Origin of the sequence: Larkinella punicea (genome assembly GCF_003334855.1) — a bacterium.
Lineage (GTDB): Bacteria > Bacteroidota > Bacteroidia > Cytophagales > Spirosomataceae > Larkinella > Larkinella punicea.
Genome location: NZ_QOWE01000019.1, coordinates 57,563 through 69,896, shown reverse-complemented (window position 1 = coordinate 69,896; position 12,334 = coordinate 57,563). Strand labels below are relative to the sequence as shown.

Here is a 12,334-nt window from a genome sequence, read left to right as displayed (position 1 = left end):
GGAAGCTTTAAGCCTGCTCCTGGAGAAAATGACGAAAACCGTCGCTCCCGCTCTCCGGAAACGGTTTCATTTCCTGATTGTGGACGATTGTTCCGTTACCAACTACGCATCGTTGCCGACCGATACGGGCTACAGCCTGTCGATCATGCGGCTCTGGCGGAATGTGGGTCACCAGAAAGCGATTGCGCTCGGTCTTTCGTACCTGGCCGATCAGCCGGAAACCCATACCACCATCGTGATGGATTCGGACGGGGAGGATCAACCCGAAGACATCGCCCGGCTGCTGGAGGCTTCAGCCCAAAAGCCCGGACAGATCATTTTCGCCCACCGCACCAAACGCCGGGAAAGCCGCCTGTTCCGAACCTTTTATTTAATTTATAAATCCGTATTCAAGCTGCTGACGGGGAAAGCCATTACCTTTGGTAATTTCAGTGTGATTCCGCCCAACCTGCTGCGAAAACTGGCGCACGTTTCCGACATCTGGAACAACTACCCCGGTGGTGTGATTCGCTCGCGATTGCCCTACCAGTCGGTTCCGGCCGAACGGGGCGCGCGACTGGCTGGCACGTCGAAAATGAATTTTGTGTCGCTGATTTTGCACGGTTTGAGTGCCATTTCGGTGCTGATGGAAGCCACTGCCGTGCGAATTCTGCTCTTCTGTGTCATCACGGCGGCAGTTTCGACGGTGGTCATCACGGTGGTTATCCTGTTGCGGGTGACCGACCAGTTGATCATCTCGCAGGGAGCTATTTACATTGTTTTTTCATTGTTCATTGTTATTCTACAGGCTTTCCTGATCTCGCTGTTGCTGGTGTTTATCGTGCTGACCTACCGAACACAGTCACACTTCATTCCGGCCAAACAATACGGGGATTTTGTAGAGCAGATAGAAAAGGTCTATTGACCTGAAAAACCGCACTTTACAGGCCTGATGCTATTCCGGGGAAGTATAAACGTTGAATGCCAACCGTTACCGTATCAGGCCGACCACTCGCTATGATTCAGATTTCAGAACCGCTTCGGAAAATTTCTCCGTTCCTGGTCGCTTTCCCGATTGCCAGTTTTCTCGCGTTGGTGCTCCTCTTTACCGACAATGTTCCGTGGATGGACGATCTCGAATCGTTCGTGGGGTTTCTGGTCAATTATACCGAAGCCGATACTTTCTCCGAAAAATTCCACTGGTTGCTGGCTCCGAACAACGAACACCGCATCCTGTTTGCCAAACTAACCACGCTGGTCTTCTACAACCTGACCGGCATGCTCAACTTCCGGTGGCTGATTCTGCTGGCGTTCTGCTGTTTGCTGGGTATTCTGCTGGTTTTTTACCGGGTTTTTCGGACCCTGCGGTTGCCTCTGCTGGCCTTTCTGCCCATAGCACTGATTCTGTTGCAACCCCAGCACCGCCTGACCAGTTTCTGGGCCATCACGGCTTTGCAGCACCTGGCCGTGGGCATGATGATTCTCTGGGCCTTATACTGGCTCGCTTTCCCCGAACGATCCAACCCGTTTTCGATCCGTTTTATCGGCGCTCTTTTTTTTCAGATTCTGGCTTCGTTTTCCATGAGCACCGGCCTGTTTGGCTGGGTGGCCGGAGCGGGTGTTTTGCTGGTGCAATGGCGTCTGGAAGGGCGTCACTACCTGGTGCGGCTGGCGGTTTGGATCACGATCGCGGTGGTAGTCATCATCCTGTATTTTCACGATTTTACCAGTTTGCAGGGCAACGAAAGCAGTCTGTCGTTTTTCCTGCAGCATCCCCATCTCGTCTTTTTCGGTTTTTTTACGTTCCTGGGCGGTTTGTTCGACTTTTTCCCGCGAACCGATATTTTGATCCGCAGCCTGTTGCCCACGCTGGGCGGTATGCTGCTCATTGGCCTCCTTTTCCGGTTGTTCAAAACGACGCTTCTTCCCAGCCTCTGGCAACCCGACCAAAAACCGGCCGAGGCCGAACACCGTCACCGGCGGTATTTTTTTGTGGGCGTATACGGTTTTTTGCTGGTTAATGCGGTGGTGGTCGCGATTCTGAGACCCCGGTTTGGCTACAGTGTCATGCTCGTGAGCAATTATATGCTGTATCCGGCGCTCTTCGTAAGTGTGCTCTATCTGAACCGATTGAGTGAACTTCGGAGCCCGGAGCACCGGAAACGATGGATGGTGGGTGGTCTGGTTCTGGGGTGGGTCGTCTGGGGCGTGATGTACTTCAACCACCTGCCGTTTCTGGGTGCCCAGACGCTCATGAGGAAGACGTCGGCTTTCAACCAGAAACACAACGATCTCGGTTTTGGGGCCATGATTGGTTCGCCCTATGCGGCTGCCAGCGAGAAATGGATGCACACCGCCGTTGAAAAAGGATTTTACACCTATCCCAAAAACACGTTCTACGCGCCATATGAATCGACGCTGCTGAAACCGGCACCGCCCGCCGACTCTGCCCTGCACCTGCTGGTGGAGGAATCGGCGGGTGAGATTCGGGTGGTGACCCAGAACTGGCCGTTGCCAGCGGGAATCACGGAGGCCTGTATCGTGGTCAAGTCGGATCGTCATACCTATCTTTTTCCGGCCGAAAACCTGTTTTTTCCCCTGCAATATTACCTGAGACGCCGAATGCCCAATGTCAGTGCACAGGTGTTTAAATCGTTCCTGCATCCGGGTTCCTATCAGCTTGGCATCCTGATTGTTTCGGGTGCTGGTGCCGACATCCGTTTTTCGAATCAATTCATAAACGTTCGGTAAGTACTGACAATAATGTAATTTTGTGCGTTCCAATTAACTGCTATACACTTTGTCTGATCCACAGATTTCCATAGTCGCTCCACTATACAACGAACGGGAATCGTTTCCACACCTCGTTACCCGGCTAAATGCCTTGATGGATCGTTCACCACTGGCCATCGAAGTCGTCCTGATCGACGACGGCAGCCGCGACAATACGGCCGTGTTAATGCAGCAACTGGCCCTGACCGACGGCCGGTATCATTGCGTTTTTCTGGCCCGGAACTACGGCCACCAGATTGCACTGACCGCCGGCATGGCAGCCGCGAAAGGCTCCGAAGCCCTGTTCATCATCGACGGCGACCTTCAGGATCCCCCCGAATTGCTCGGCGAATTCTACGCCAAATTTCAGGAAGGGTACGATGTTGTTTATGCCGTTCGAAAGAAACGGAAAGAGGGCGCTTTCAAGAAAACCGCCTATTTTCTATTTTACCGGTTCATGAAATCCATTTCCTACGTCGACATTCCGCTCGATAGTGGCGACTTCTCACTCATCAGCCGCCGGGTTGCCAACGTCCTGAACCAGATGCCCGAAGAAAGCCGCTTCATCCGCGGGATGCGCAGTTGGATTGGCTTCAAACAAATTGGCGTCGAATACGAGCGCGACGCCCGGGTGGCCGGTGATGCGAAATACACGTTCAAAATGCTCCGTAAACTGGCTTACAACGGTATTTTTAACTTCAGTGAGTTCCCGATCAAGTTCCTGACCAATCTGGGCATGTTCTCCATCGGGATTGCTTTTTTGTATTTTATTCAGACCCTCATCAAGAAATACTTCTTCGGGGGGGTGCCGGAAGGGTTTACGGCGCTGCTGTTTACCATCATCCTCTTTGGGGGAATTCAACTCATCGGGATGGGGCTCATCGGCGAATACGTGCTGCGGATTTTCTTCCAAAGCAAAGGCCGCCCGCTCTACATCGTCCGGGAAACCATCCGAAAAAAAGAACGCCAGTAATAAATACAGATACAAGAAGTGAGATGAAAGACAAGAGAATACCACCCGTTGATCTCTTGTCTCTTGTCTCTGATCTCACGTCTCAAGAGAATGCTATTTAATTCGCTCCAGTTTTTATTGTTTTTTATCGTCGTAACCCTGGCGTATTACAGTCTGCCGTGGCGCGGGCGGTGGGTGTTGCTGTTGTTGGCCAGTTGTTACTTCTACATGGTCTTCAAGCCGGCTTACATCCTGATCCTGTTTCTGACCATTGTCATCGACTACTACGCCGGGATCTGGCTGGAGCGCACCAAACCCGGTTCGGGCCGAAAATGGCTGCTGATCGTCAGCCTGATTTCGAATATCGGCATTCTGGCGTTCTTCAAGTATTTTGGATTTTTCACCGATAGCCTTGTCTGGCTCCTCGACCAGGCGAAGTTCGACGGCCCGGCCCAGCTTGTCAACCAGAAAGCCATCGGTCTGCTCAATAAAGTGCTGACGCTGTTTGGCCAGCCCAACACCACCTCGTTCAGCATCGTCGATTCGATACTGCCCATTGGTCTGTCGTTTCACACCTTTCAGGCGATGAGCTACACGATCGAGGTGTATCGGGGCAATCAGAAAGCCGAGCATCATTTCGGGATTTACGCGCTGTATGTGATGTTTTATCCGCAACTGGTAGCGGGTCCCATCGAGCGACCACAGAACGTTTTGCACCAGTTTCATACCCATTTTCATTTCAGTTTCGAGAATCTGAAAGCCGGGTTGATGCAAATGGCCTTCGGTTTTTTCAAGAAAGTGGTCATTGCCGACCGCATGGCGGAGATCGTTAGCCATGCCTACAACAACCCCACGCAGCAAAACGGCCTGACGTTGCTGGTGGGAACACTGGCTTTTACGATCCAGATTTACTGCGATTTTTCGGGCTATTCCGACATTGCCATCGGGGCGGCCCGGACAATGGGGTTCACACTGATGGACAACTTCAGGGCGCCGTATTTCTCGCGTTCCATCACCGAATTCTGGCGACGCTGGCACATTTCGCTTTCCACCTGGTTCCGCGATTACCTCTATATTCCGCTGGGCGGAAACCGGGTCAGTCCGTCACGGCGGTATTTGAACGTTTTTATTGTGTTCTTAGTCAGTGGATTATGGCATGGCGCGAGCTGGAATTACGTCATCTGGGGCGGTTTGCACGGCGCCTACCAACTCATGGCGGGCTGGCGCGACAAGGCATTTAGTCAGTTCGGCATCAAACTGCCGGAAGAGAACAAGGCCTACCAACTCCTGCAAACTGTGCTAACGTTTGTGCTGGTGATGCTGACGTGGGTGTTTTTCCGGAACCACAAAGCGCCGGTCGGCAACGCCTTTCACATTCTCGGTAAAATTATATTTTCTCCCTTCGACGGGCCGCTCCACACGCCTTTCAACTCGACCGAATTGTGGTTTTGTGTGTTGCTGGTGGCGATTTTATTCGTGAAAGAGAAGTTGTACCTGACGATTCCGACACGCAACACCGCCCTGTTTTTCGTGCTGTTTCCGCTGATCTGTTTTCTGTCGTACCTCTTCGGTGTTTTCACCTCGAATCAGTTTATCTATTTTCAGTTTTAAATCGTTCAATGGTTTAGGCCCGGTAATTCGATTAGAAAACAGGGTTGTAAACCCGTATTTTTTCAAAGATCAGATTGGTCGAACCGTATTTTGCCCCGTTAGGGGCTTTACAGCGTAGCGTCGGTAGCCAAAACAGGAACGGTTTTCCACGCGTGCCGTGAGGTACGCGACCATTCATAGGAATCCGACGGTCGCGTACCTCACGGCACGCGGGAAGAACGGAGTATCCTTTTCTACCGACGCTACGCTGTTGAATCCCTACGGGATGGAGAGATGGATTGGCTGGTCGAGAGAATCTATTTGGGAATGGAGACTTCTTAATTTACGCCTTACAAAGTAAAAATACTTCATTTTTAGCTTCTATACGCAGCGCGAATTCGATCGAAAACCACGCGTGTGATCTCGTTTTTTAAAATGAAGAAAAGAGCTTCTGTAGAAGTCACAATCCGGTTTATTTTACCAATTCTTCTGATTTGGATTGCGGCCGAAACCCGGTTACTGGCTCAGGAACCCCGTTTCGAGTCCGAAATCAAAGCCTACGAAGCGAAGGCGGTTGATGATCCGCCCGTTCCCGGCTCGACATTTTTCGTCGGTAGTTCGACCTGGCGGCTTTGGAGACCAACGCTGGAAGAAGATTTTAACCAGTTTAGTCCCGTCAACCGGGGTTTCGGCGGAGCCACCATTCCCGATGTGGTGCGTGTCATGGACCGGATTATTCTGCCATACCGCCCCGCCCGCGTTGTTTTTTCCTGCGGAGGAAATGATTTGGCAAATGGCGATGAGCCTGAAACCGTGGTCAAAAACTTCAAAACGTTCCTGGCCCGACTCTGGCAGGCAAACCCCCTGGCGGAAGTGTATTTCGTGTCGAACCGGCATTCCCCGGCCCGGCAAAAATTCAGAAAGCAGGGTGACCGGTTTAACCAGGAAATCAAAAAGCTGGCGGGCAAGCTGGACGGTTTGTACTACATCGATGTCGTTCCGCTGACGGATGACCAGGACGGAAAAGGCCGCAGTGAGTTGTTTCTGGCCGACGGTCTGCACCTAAACCGGGAAGGTCAGCAGCTTTGGATACCGGTTATTTCTGCCGCGCTGGAGGAACGGGATCGGTCGCAAATGAAGCAAACTGTCGCGGATTTGTACCGAAAACGGGTGTCTGCGGGAATTTTTCCGAAGTCAGATACTGTCAAATACCCACAACAGAAACTGAATATTGTTTTTATTGGCAATAGCATCACGGCCGGAGCCGGACTGAAAGATCGTCAGACGGAAGCACCGCCGGTTTTAGCAACGGCGTATTTGAAACAGCAGGCTGGCATCAATGAAGTTGTGTTTTCCAATCAGGGTGTGGGCGGTTTTACGACCGTCGATTTTCTGCCCGCAACCAACAAAGCCTTCGGGAAAGTGGCTCAGGCTGCGGAAACTTTCCGGAAAGAAACCGGTCAACTCGTTTTTTCCATCATCCTCGGCACGAACGACAGCGCCATGCAGGGACCCAACGGCGCCCCGGTTTCGCCGGAATCCTACCGTGCCAATCTGAAAACCATCGCCGACACTTTACTGAAAGCCAATCCGGGTTGCAAGCTGGTGATTCACCGCCCGATCTGGTACAGTCCCACGACCTACAACCGTTCGAAATATTTACAGGAAGGCCTGGATCGGTTGCAGACGTATTTTCCGGAAATCGACGCTTTGATCGCATCGTATGGCGCGACGCATCCGGGGCAGGTAAAACTCGGCGATACGCAGGGCTTCAATTACTTCAAAACCCATTACCTGACCGATTTCCAACACGAAAATGGCCAGCAGGGGACGTTTTTTCTGCACCCGAACGAGAAGGGAGCCGCTACGCTGGGCCTTTTCTGGGGAGAAGCCATTCGAAAAGCTGTGTTGAAATAACTGATTAAGGCTTTTTTAGAAGGAATGCTAAATGTAAAATCAGTACTGTACGAAGGATTTTTCTCCGTGCTTCAAGTTTGGGATGTTGGCGTAAAATTTTCTGTATCGTATGCATTGAAGCGAACGGTAAGAGACTGGGCCGCGTAGCGGACAGATGTTTGTAGCAAGGCGTGTGTCTTTCAGAGCGCTAGCGTGCTGTCAGGCACGCAACCTGTGCGCCTGTTGCGTGCCTGACAGCACGCTGGACTGCGAGCATACCTGCGTCTTGCTACAAATATTCGTCCGCTACGCGGCCCAGTCTGCTCGGGGTTGCTTTATGGTGGCGAAATGGGTGTCAAAAACCGTAGTTAATAGATAAAAAGGCGATTTTAAAAGCATGCTTTGCTTAAACCCCAAAGACTATTCGGCAAAATCAATCCTTCGTACAGTATTAATGTAAAATGATGAATGCTAAATGTAAAAGTGCTGGATTGGGAAATACTTTTACATTTAGCATTCCTTTTGGTGTTCTCTTTCCACTCAGGAGTTCAACCTGGTGTGTAAGTAGACGCCAATCACTTTTGACAAACGATCCTTTTTTCCATGAATCCAACCGAAAACCAACCGTCACGAAGAGCCTTTTTAAAGGGTGCTACCGGAATTCTGGCCGGAATAACCGCAGCGAATACATTGGCTAAAGCCGGGATGGGGGAAGCAACCAGTGCCGGATTATCTCTGCCTTTGGGCGTTTGTGCCGGGTATGAGAAGGTCGGGCTATTGAAAAGCCTGGGCTTTTCGTTCATCGAGGAAAGTGTTGGCCGGTTTTTGATTCCCGATGCGGGGGATTCGCAATACGAAAAAAACCGGGTGGCACTGAAGACGGAAGGTTTGCCTGTTCGATCGTATATTTATTTTTTTCCGGGCAGCCTGAAGTCAGTGGGGCCAACCCTCCACCACGAAGCCATTTTGCAGCGGGCCGATCTGGCACTGAAGCGGGCGAAGGAATGCGGCTCAAAGAATATTGTGTTTGGCAGTGGCGGTTCGCGGGCGATTCCCGACGGATTTGACCGGGCAACCGCGAAAGCGCAGCACATCGAACTGTGCAAGAAAATGGCTCCCCTGGCCGAAAAACACGGCGTTACGCTGGCGGTCGAACCGCTCAACCGGGGTGAGACCAATTTTATCAACAGCCTCGCCGAAGGCGTGGAAATCATTCAGGCCGTCAACAATCCGTGGTTTAAGTTGCAGTGTGACATTTACCACATGCTGAAAGAAGACGAAAAACCGGAGGAAATCATCAAATACCGCCAATACATCACGCATTGTCACATTGCGGAAAAACAGAAGCGAACCGCACCCGGTGTAATGGGCGATGATTTCAAGCCGTATTTTCGGGCCTTGAAACAAATCAAATACGAAAGTGGGCTGTCGCTGGAATGCAACTGGACCGATTTTGACAAGGAGGTCGCGATCGGTCTGGCATCCGTCAAGAAACAACTGGCTGAGGTGTAAAACCGGACGGTTCTACACCTCAGCAGCAACTATAGTTACTTCGTCTTCATAAAATAAGCCAATGACTGAGGCATGGATCGCCACCGTCGCACAAATGCTTACCCCAATCGGCACGTTCAGTGAGGAGCAGGTTCGGTTGTTTGCCCATCGCGTGCGTCGCCGGTCCGTCGAAAAGGATGCCGTTCTGCTGGCTGCAGGAGCCGTTTGCCAGACGGTTTATTGCAGCCTCGGAGGTGCTTTCTACCAGGTCAGTTACAACGACGAGCAGGAGCCGGTCATCATTGATTTACACCTCCCTGGGCAGTGGTTTTTCAATCACCAGAGTTTTGTCACCCAGACGCCCTCGGCCTACACCATTCAGGCGTATTCAGACGGCATCGTGCTCGAATTGACGATTCAGGTGATTCACGAACTGATTGCGATGTCCCCCGTATTCCTGCAACTGGGCAGCCTGCTCAATCAGGCCACGGACCGGATTCGCTTCTTCGACCAAAATCTAACACCTGCCCAGAAATACCAATACGTGCTTGATTTTCAGCCCCAACTGTTGCACCTGTTTCCCCTAAAAATGATTGCGGCTTATTTGAAAATGACGCCCGAAACGCTGAGTCGGGTCAGAGAGCGTCTGGCGCGGGGCATTTCTTGATTTGAATCAAGTGCCAAATCAAACCCGGTTTCCTATGTTTGCCTCATCGATACCATCCCAACCTTATGCTGACGGCCATTCATCCCAAATTACCGATGCGAAACAAGCGCGTCACCAAAGACTTTTACCTGAACCAACTGGGCTTTCAGGAGGTCGGGCAGACCGGTTTTGCGGACTATTTGATGGTGCAGAAAGACGCGATCGAGATTCATTTTTTTGCGTTCAGCGACCTCGATCCTGCCGAAAACTACGGACAGGTTTACATCCGAACGGATGCCATTGATCAATTATACCAGTCTTTTCTGGATCATAACGTGAGCATCCATCCGGCAGGGCCTTTACAGGTAAAACCCTGGGGACAAAAGGAGTTTTCGGTTTTAGATCCTGATAATAACCTCCTTACGTTCGGGCAACGGGTCTGATGCTCCACCCAACACCGTTGACTTATCATGATAAATCATCGTTTCTTTGTCGTATCGGGTTATTGCCTGCTGATCGGCACGCTGCTGTTGGTGGGTACGATGGTGCTGCACCCGGCGGGCGGCTCAATGGATCACATCCGACGCATTACCCCTCTGCTGATGGGGTCACACGCGCTGGCGATCGGCAGTCTGCCCTTGCTGGGTTTCGGCTGTTACGGACTGGCTATTCGTCTGGCAAGCCCTAGCCGGTTAGCCACACTGGCCCTGATCACGCTCTTTTTTGGGCTGTTGGCCGGTCTGATCGCTGCCACCATCAATGGCCTTACGCTGCCCCTGTTCGTGGCTAACCAGCCTGATGCTTCGGCAGAGCAATTAAAGCTGATCATACGCTATGGCTTTCTGATCAATAAGCCCATGAGCTACATCCTGATGGCCTGCCTGACGGTGTCCGTTGGGATTTGGTCGGCTCTGATGCTGCGTCGAAACGACCTGTCGAGGTGGTTGGGCTACGGAGGGGTCGGATTGGTTGGATTGGGCCTGCTGGGGACCGTGATTGGCTACGATTTTCACGGGGTAGGCGGTTTTCGCCTGTTCGTGTTCGCGCTTGCGGGCTGGTTGGTGGGGGTTGGGGTGCTGCTGATCCGGACCCGGCCCGCCGATCCGGCCACACCCGCCATCGTTCAATAGGGAGTTGTGGAATAAGGGAAAAAACTAAACCTGAAACTGCGGTTATGAAATTTACCAGACTCGTGCCGAATGTTTTTTACACCGACATCAACGATGCCTTAATTTTTTTTGTCAATTGTCTTGAATTCACAATTGAGCACAATGAACTGGGCGCTAAGCAACCCTTTTGCGTCATTGAAAAAGACGGTTTGCGGATTAATCTTTTTGAAAATGCGGAGCTGGCCCAGGAACACAACCCTGAATTCAGACTGGTAACCGATGATATCGAAGCGGTTTATCAGCAGATTGCATCTTCCCATCCGGAGTTCCTGCATCCCAATCTCAATAAAATCACCCTTCGACCCTGGGGAGCAAGAGAATTCGCTTTAACCGATACGCAACTCGGTATAGTTATTCAACAATGGTAGGAAGTAACCAGCAGAGATTCCCAATACGACCGGTTTTAGCGGCTATCGAATGCCTGGCTTCTGGCACCATGAAAACTTAGCTTTGAGGACGGTGATTTTAACGCAATTCTTACCGCTTCTGGCGGAAATTTTCAATTCGTCCCTGTATCCACCCGGGGAGCAAGGCGGTCTATTCTACGGTTCCGGTTTCGATCCGTCAGGCCACCCGGTTCAACGGGTGGGGCTGGCCCTTGAACCCTGGCCGGCACTTCCGGAATGGCTGGTTACCCACCGCATCGATACGCTCTGGCTGCACCGCCCCTGGAAGCTCGACCGGGCTTCCCTGCCCGCGAACGTGGCGGTTTTGTATCACCATCTCCCGTTCGATGAACACCTTACGATTGGATATAACGGTTGGTTGGCGGAAGCCCTGGGGTTTTCCGGAACGCCGAAACCGCTCCTGGAGGTGATCGGCTACAAAGCGATGCCGGGCTACCCGGAGCGGCCGATTGGGATGGTGGGCTCAGAACCGCAACTGGACTTCCGGGGCTGGTGCCAGCGGATTGCCCACGAGTTTGGAGGATACGAAGATGCCATTCCGGGACGGCAAACCGTGCCGGGCCAGATTGCGGTCGTTGGGGCCATGAATCCGGCCTTGATCCGGGAAGCTTCGGAGCGGGGAGTGGGTTTGTACCTGACGGGGCAGTACCGGAAATCCGCCCAACAAGCCGTCGAAGAAACGGGCATGGGCGTCATTGCCATCGGCCATCGACGGAGTGAGGAATGGGGGCTTCGGAAGCTCGCTCAAATTTTGGCGGAGATTGATTTGGTTGTGGTAATGCCTGATTTGGAAAGCCCCCCTTCTTCTGACCGATGAATTTCCTCAAAAAACCGTTGAAATAGTCTTCACCACCTTCGCGGGAACACCGGCAACGACCGCATTGGGCGGAACATCCCGGCTGACAACCGCACCAGCCGCCACCACCGCGTTTTCGCCGACCGTAACACCGGGTAAGATGGTGGCCCCGGCACCAATCCAGGCGTTGCGTTTAATTACCACCGGTTTGGGAATCAGCGTTTGACGATCAGCAGGGTCGATCGGGTGGTTCTCCGAAGTCAGATTGACCCGGGGGCCAATCTGCACCTCATCTTCAATCGTGATACCGCCAATATCCAGAAAAGAACAGGCGTGGTTGATAAACACGTTTTTCCCTAGGGTAATAAACCGGCCGAAGTTGGTATAAAACGGTGGGAAAACCGTTGTCGACGCATCGACCTCGCTACCAATGATTGCACTCAAGCGTTTGCGCACCTCGTCGACGTTGGTTGCCGTGGCATTCATTTCGACGCATAACCGGATCGTGCGAGAAACCACTTCGGCAAATTTGCCATATTCCGGATCATCCTTTCGTAAAAGCGCCCCCGCTTGTAGCCGCTCAAAAATAGCTGAAGGGTCGACCGTTGGTTTGTTTTCCGTTTCACTCATCGTTAC

The 12,334-nt window shown here is 52.1% G+C and carries 12 protein-coding genes; 11 read left to right on the top strand and 1 reads right to left on the bottom strand.

What is annotated here, in order from left to right:
• Positions 1-28: 28 nt before the first annotated feature.
• The 11 genes from DUE52_RS21700 to DUE52_RS21650 all read left to right on the top strand — a co-directional run bounded on the left by DUE52_RS21700 (position 29) and on the right by DUE52_RS21650 (position 11,719).
• Positions 29-904: a glycosyltransferase gene (locus tag DUE52_RS21700; protein WP_229312258.1), complete on the top strand. Its 876-nt coding sequence runs from the start codon at positions 29-31 to the stop codon at positions 902-904.
• A gap of 92 nt (positions 905-996) precedes the next feature.
• Entirely contained in the window at positions 997-2,730 is a 1,734-nt protein-coding gene (locus tag DUE52_RS21695; protein ID WP_114408155.1) for a hypothetical protein, read from the top strand.
• Positions 2,731-2,779: 49 nt separating this feature from the next.
• On the top strand, positions 2,780-3,724 hold the full coding sequence (locus DUE52_RS21690) for a glycosyltransferase family 2 protein (RefSeq protein WP_114408154.1): 945 nt from the start codon (positions 2,780-2,782) through the stop codon (positions 3,722-3,724).
• A gap of 90 nt (positions 3,725-3,814) precedes the next feature.
• A complete protein-coding gene (locus DUE52_RS21685) occupies positions 3,815-5,314 on the top strand; it encodes an MBOAT family O-acyltransferase (RefSeq protein WP_114408153.1) in 1,500 nt (499 codons plus the stop codon).
• Positions 5,315-5,728: 414 nt separating this feature from the next.
• Positions 5,729-7,210 carry a GDSL-type esterase/lipase family protein gene (locus tag DUE52_RS21680; protein WP_114408152.1) on the top strand — a complete coding sequence of 494 codons (1,482 nt, stop codon included), beginning with the start codon at positions 5,729-5,731 and terminating at the stop codon, positions 7,208-7,210.
• A gap of 582 nt (positions 7,211-7,792) precedes the next feature.
• Positions 7,793-8,701 (top strand): sugar phosphate isomerase/epimerase family protein, encoded by a 909-nt coding sequence (locus DUE52_RS21675; protein WP_114408151.1) that lies wholly within the window; start codon positions 7,793-7,795, stop codon positions 8,699-8,701.
• A gap of 61 nt (positions 8,702-8,762) precedes the next feature.
• Entirely contained in the window at positions 8,763-9,347 is a 585-nt protein-coding gene (locus tag DUE52_RS21670; RefSeq protein ID WP_114408150.1) for a Crp/Fnr family transcriptional regulator, read from the top strand.
• A gap of 65 nt (positions 9,348-9,412) precedes the next feature.
• Entirely contained in the window at positions 9,413-9,769 is a 357-nt protein-coding gene (locus DUE52_RS21665) for a bleomycin resistance protein (RefSeq protein ID WP_114408149.1), read from the top strand.
• A 27-nt stretch (positions 9,770-9,796) separates the two neighbouring features.
• Complete coding sequence (locus DUE52_RS21660) at positions 9,797-10,456, top strand: hypothetical protein (protein WP_114408148.1); 660 nt, start codon at positions 9,797-9,799, stop codon at positions 10,454-10,456.
• Between the two features lie 44 nt (positions 10,457-10,500).
• Positions 10,501-10,863: a VOC family protein gene (locus DUE52_RS21655; RefSeq protein ID WP_114408147.1), complete on the top strand. Its 363-nt coding sequence runs from the start codon at positions 10,501-10,503 to the stop codon at positions 10,861-10,863.
• A 91-nt stretch (positions 10,864-10,954) separates the two neighbouring features.
• Complete coding sequence (locus DUE52_RS21650; RefSeq protein WP_165840989.1) at positions 10,955-11,719, top strand: Nif3-like dinuclear metal center hexameric protein; 765 nt, start codon at positions 10,955-10,957, stop codon at positions 11,717-11,719.
• Between the two features lie 6 nt (positions 11,720-11,725).
• Here DUE52_RS21650 and DUE52_RS21645 read toward each other — a convergent pair whose 3' ends face one another.
• Positions 11,726-12,328: a DapH/DapD/GlmU-related protein gene (locus DUE52_RS21645; RefSeq protein WP_114408145.1), complete on the bottom strand. Its 603-nt coding sequence runs from the start codon at positions 12,326-12,328 to the stop codon at positions 11,726-11,728.
• Positions 12,329-12,334: the final 6 nt, after the last annotated feature.

Bases quoted from the DNA above. Each gene is read 5' to 3' on its own strand.
- DUE52_RS21655 (WP_114408147.1), top strand. From the start codon at position 10,501: ATGAAATTTACCAGACTCGTGCCGAATGTTTTTTACACCGACATCAAC.
- DUE52_RS21670 (WP_114408150.1), top strand. From the start codon at position 8,763: ATGACTGAGGCATGGATCGCCACCGTCGCACAAATGCTTACCCCAATC.
- DUE52_RS21665 (WP_114408149.1), top strand. From the start codon at position 9,413: ATGCTGACGGCCATTCATCCCAAATTACCGATGCGAAACAAGCGCGTC.
- DUE52_RS21675 (WP_114408151.1), top strand. From the start codon at position 7,793: ATGAATCCAACCGAAAACCAACCGTCACGAAGAGCCTTTTTAAAGGGT.
- DUE52_RS21660 (WP_114408148.1), top strand. From the start codon at position 9,797: ATGATAAATCATCGTTTCTTTGTCGTATCGGGTTATTGCCTGCTGATC.
- DUE52_RS21695 (WP_114408155.1), top strand. From the start codon at position 997: ATGATTCAGATTTCAGAACCGCTTCGGAAAATTTCTCCGTTCCTGGTC.
- DUE52_RS21685 (WP_114408153.1), top strand. From the start codon at position 3,815: ATGCTATTTAATTCGCTCCAGTTTTTATTGTTTTTTATCGTCGTAACC.
- DUE52_RS21645 (WP_114408145.1), bottom strand. From the start codon at position 12,328: ATGAGTGAAACGGAAAACAAACCAACGGTCGACCCTTCAGCTATTTTT.
- DUE52_RS21680 (WP_114408152.1), top strand. From the start codon at position 5,729: ATGAAGAAAAGAGCTTCTGTAGAAGTCACAATCCGGTTTATTTTACCA.
- DUE52_RS21700 (WP_229312258.1), top strand. From the start codon at position 29: ATGACGAAAACCGTCGCTCCCGCTCTCCGGAAACGGTTTCATTTCCTG.